This is a genomic window from Streptomyces alkaliphilus, from assembly GCF_014141535.1.
Taxonomy (GTDB): domain Bacteria; phylum Actinomycetota; class Actinomycetes; order Streptomycetales; family Streptomycetaceae; genus Streptomyces; species Streptomyces alkaliphilus.
On record NZ_VKHT01001768.1, the window covers coordinates 1 to 405 of the forward strand.

Here is a 405-nt window from a genome sequence, read left to right on the forward strand (position 1 = left end):
CCCCTCCCGTCCCGATCGTTCCCCGGGACCGTCGCGTGAGCGCCCCGCCCCCCGGGGCGGGGGCGACGGGGGAGAACGGCCCCTCCGACCTGGCCCGGCTCCGGGAGAGGCTCACCGAGTTCTCCGAGGCCCGGGGCTGGCAGCGGTACCACCTGCCGAAGAACCTGGTGGCCGCGTTGGCCGTGGAGGCGGCCGAACTCCAGGAGATCTTCCAGTGGATGACCCCCGAGGAGGCGGCGGCGGTGATGTCCGACCCGGGAACCGCCCACCGGGTCCGGGACGAGGTCGCCGACGTACTGGCCTACCTGCTGAGGCTGTGCACGGTGCTGGGGATCGACCCGGCCGCCGCGCTGGACGCCAAGATCGAGCGCAACGAGACGCGCTTCCCCCTCCCGGGGGAGGACG

At 74.3% G+C, this 405-nt stretch carries 1 protein-coding gene; it reads left to right on the forward strand.

The features are described 5' to 3' along the window. Nucleotides 1–35: 35 nt before the first annotated feature. Nucleotides 36–405, forward strand: a 370-nt coding sequence (locus tag FNQ90_RS26680) for a nucleotide pyrophosphohydrolase (protein ID WP_182608615.1), incomplete at its 3' end; no start/stop codon positions are given.